The following is a 3,955-nucleotide window of genomic DNA, read 5'->3' on the forward strand; positions in this document are numbered from 1 at the left end:
GCGCCGAGCGCGGTCGGTGCCGCGACCGGGCGGCGTCGCTCCCCCACGGCCGGGGTCAGGCGGTCGGGGCCGCCGGGCCGTCGGAGGCCTGGAGTGCGCCGGCGGGGAGCCGGTCGGCGCCCCAGCTGCGTTCGATGTAGCCGACGATCGTGGCGATGTCCTCCGCGGGCACGCGCTCGGGCTCCCCGTGCTCCAGCGGGTCGCCGTGGAAGATGTAGAGCCGCGACGCGAACTGATCGAACGGCAGCGACGCCTCGCCGAAGCGTTCCCCGTTGCCCGCCGTCGAGACGACGACGCCGTCGCCCCAGTCCTGCCCGCTGTCGTTGTTCGGGTTGTAGAAGTACACCCGCATCACGTCGTTCGGGTCCGGCGCGACCCGCAGGATGGCGATGGCGTGCCAGCCGACGTAGCGGGCGGCGCTGTCGGTGACCGCGATCCCGGCGGGCTGCGGGTGGATCAGCGGCTGGCCGCCGTTGTACCCGGGGTGGTACCCGGCGTGGAACTGACGCAGGAACGCGTCGAGGTCGGTCAGGTTGCCGGTCCCGACGTCGACGTTGATGTGGAACCCGCGGGCCGCCCACCAGCCGTGGAACTCGGGGTTGACCCAGCGGTGCGGGTCCCCGGGCCGGTCGGAGCAGCGGCGGCCCATCTCGGCGTAGATCCGGTCCAGGTGCGGGACGACGACCAGCGACACCGGGTCGAGGTCGATCGGCAGCTTCTCCGCGACCCCGGCTCCGCTCTCCTGCGACGAGATCCGCTGCCCCTCGAAGTGCATGACGATCTCGTCGTCGCGGGCCGCCCAGACGACCATCTGCAGCAGGTAGTCCGGGTCGTTGTAGGCCCACATGGACAGGGCGCGCGCGGACTGGCAGGTCGGGTTGTCGCCCTGCCCGACGCCGAGCGGCTGGCCCAGCATCGACAGCACACCGGCCAGCAGCCGCACCTCGGGTGCGGGCTCCTCGCCGAACGCGGCGACCAGGCGCTCCCGCGCGGCCGGGCCGATCTCCAGCGCGATCTGGCGCCAGAGCCCGGGCACGACCGGCGGTTCGTAGAGGATGCCGCGGTCGAGCAGCAGTGCCAGGCCGTAGATGCACTGCGCGGTGTGCGGGGTGACGGCCTCCTCGATCAGCCGGTGCACCAGGTCCCGGAAGCGCAGCAGGCAGTTCTTGCCGGTGTCGGACAGGCCGAGCGCCTCGGCGAGCAGGTAGTCGCTCTCGTGGCGCAGGAACTGCAGCAGCTCCGCGTGGTACGGCGACACGAGCCCGGTGTCGTGCATGGCCCGGGCGAACCCGGCGGCCTCGTACTGCAGGCCTCCGGTGTCCATCGCCTCCAGTCGGGAGCGGAAGACGTCGATGCCCGGGTCCTCGCGGCTCGCCTCGGTGGTCCCGAACAGCGCGGTGATCAGCCGGTCGAGTCCCTGCCCGGAGGACAGGTCGACGCTCGGGTCGCCGCGCCACACCGACAGCCGGGTGATCAGCGACGACACCTGGTCGACCTGGATCGGGCGCTGGCGCAGGATCCGCCAGATCTCGTCCACCAGCTTGTCCAGGACGCTGTCGTAGCCGATGCCCTCGGCGATGTGGCGGAACAGGTCGCGGATCATCTGGGCCGTCCGGCCCTCGTGGACCCGCTCCGCCTCGGTCGGCGGGGTGAACAGCAGCTCGAGGTTCATCGCCAGCACCTGGGACAGGAACTGACGGGCCTCGTCGGCAGAGATCGCGGGGTGGTCGTACTCCCCCAGGGCGACCGCGAGCATCCGCAGCTCGCTGGTCGCCTCCATCACCACCGTGTCGGCGACGCCGCTGTGCAGCCCGGCCCCGACGAAGGTCGGAACCAGGATGTCCGGCTGCGCCCAGTCGGTGCCCGCGAACACGCCGGCGTCCTCCAGCTCACGGGCGCGGGCCTGCACGGCGGCGGGCCCTCCGTCCTGCAGCAGGACGCGGCGGAGCTGCTCCAGAACCCTGCGGATCTTCGTCGTCTTGCCGAAGTCCGGGGTCCGGGCCAGGTCCCGGGTGGCGTCGTCGAGCGAGACCAGGCGCCTGTCCAGCACCGAGGTCCCACTCGCGACGTCGACGGTCGGTTTCACACGGCTTCCCTCGTTCGGGCTCCACGGCCAGGGGCGGGGGTACCCGCCCTCAGACGTAGAAATCGAGTTCTTCCTGCTTCTTCAACAGATCGCGCATCCGGTAGGGGTCGTCCCCGAAGAAGTAGAGCAGACCCCAGTGCGTGCCGAACGCGGTCCTCTTCGTCACGGTCTCCTCGACCGGCGACGTGAGGTCGTGCGACTCGTAGTAGTCGTCGTCCTCGGTCTCCTCGGGGATCTGCAGGCTGCTGACGACGCGGCGGCGCGGGTAGACGCCGAAGCAGCCGGCCACGCCGGAGGCACCCTCGACCTCCTTCGGGAAGAAGGCGTCGATCTCCTCCTCGGTGGTCTTCGGGTCGAAGGCCAGCACCATGCCCTGGTAGGCGTTGAAGCCGTAGGAACGCTCGAGCAGCTCGAAGACCTTGAAGCCCGGCGGGCGGTAGGCCACCTCGCCGAAGTACATCTCGCCGTCGGAGGTGACGAAGTACTCCGGGTGTACGAAGCCGAACTCGATGTCGAAGGTCTTGATCAGCTTCTCGATCTGCGCGGTGATCGCGGGCCGGTACTTCTCCAGCTCCGGAGTCGCCGGCACGAACACCGAGTAGCCGAGGGTGACGTACTCGGAGATGTTGAGGAACTTGATCTTCCCGTTGTGCACCCACGCCTCGACGGCGAACTCCCACCCGTCGAGATGGGACTCCATCAGGAGCGGGAACTCCTCGTCCGGGATGTTGTCGATGTCCTCGTAGGTGCGCACCACGCGGTGCCCGAGGCAGCCCGCCTTGTCGAACGCCTTGATGTGGATCGGGTCGTTCGGGTCACCGTCGAGCTTCAGCAGGGTCTGGTTGACGCGCTTGAGGAAACGGACGATGTCGTCGCGGTCGTGGGCCTCCTCGAAGATGCCCACCCGGATCCCGCCGAGCTGTGCGCGACGCTTCATCAGCGCCTTGTCCCGGAGCAGCATCGCCTGCCCGAACAGCCGCGGGTTGTCGAGCAGCACGGAATTGATCGCGCCGGCCCATTCCACGGTTTCCTCGAACAGTGGGATGGCGACGTCGACGCCCATCTCCTGCAAGGTCTCCGCAATCTCCATCGATCGGTCGTTCAGCCGCTCAAAGTTCCACGGGACGTACGGGATCTCGTGTTCCTTGCAGTACTCCTCGGCCCAGTCCGGGGCCACGACGACGTACCGGCGGTCGAAGCGGTCGATCGCCTCCACCGCATTGAGACTCCACCCGAGAAGTGCGACGTATCCCTTTTCTGGATTCTTGGCGGCTGAGTCGGACCGAGACATGGAAAAGCAACCTCCCGATGTCGACGAATTAAGGCGGCAAATGCTTGAGTCCACACCGTACCCTGAGTACGCCGCAGCGGCGGATCGTGGCGGCGGGACTCAGTCGTCGTCGGGTCCGGCGACACCGGAGAGCCGGACCAGCCTGCGCAGCCGCCCGGCGACCGTGTCCTTCGTCAGCGGCGGGTCGGCGAGACGGCCGAGCTCCGCCAGCGACAGCGACGGGTGCTCCAGACGCAGCAGCGCGGTCTCCCGCAGGTGAGGGGCGACGTCGTCGCCGAGCGCGCGCAGCGCCGCCCGGACCCGCTCGGTCGTCGCGGCGGCGGCCGTCGCCGCCCGGCGGGCGTTCACCGTCTGCAGCGACCCGTCCGCGGTGGTCGCGCCCCGCGGGGCGACCGGGACCCGGCTCAGCACCTCGGCCACGCCCGGCGCGCCGACACTGCGCAGCAGCGCTTCGGCGCTCTCCGGGTCCCGCACGACGACGCGGTGCTCGCTCACCGTCTCCTGCGGCGCGGCGAGCACCCCGAGCCCGCGGGCCGCTCCGACCAGTGCGAGCACGACGGCCGGACCCGGGCAGGTGA

General features: G+C 70.1%; 3 protein-coding genes. All 3 read right to left on the reverse strand.

All coding sequences use genetic code 11. The features are described 5' to 3' along the window. Window positions 1–55 precede the first annotated feature (55 nt). Window positions 56–2,086, reverse strand: a complete 2,031-nt coding sequence (locus GTW08_RS30645) for a hypothetical protein (protein ID WP_073575783.1) — start codon at window positions 2,084–2,086, stop codon at window positions 56–58. 49 nt (window positions 2,087–2,135) lie between these two features. Beyond that, entirely contained in the window at window positions 2,136–3,377 is a 1,242-nt protein-coding gene (locus GTW08_RS30650) for an ATP-grasp domain-containing protein (protein ID WP_073575781.1), read from the reverse strand. A 99-nt stretch (window positions 3,378–3,476) separates the two neighbouring features. Beyond that, window positions 3,477–3,955 (reverse strand): DNA-binding protein WhiA (whiA, locus tag GTW08_RS30655; protein ID WP_161152890.1); only part of this gene is annotated, 479 nt, incomplete at its 5' end.

Source organism: Pseudonocardia sp. SID8383, assembly GCF_009864975.1.
Classification (GTDB): Bacteria; Actinomycetota; Actinomycetes; order Mycobacteriales; family Pseudonocardiaceae; genus Pseudonocardia; species Pseudonocardia alni.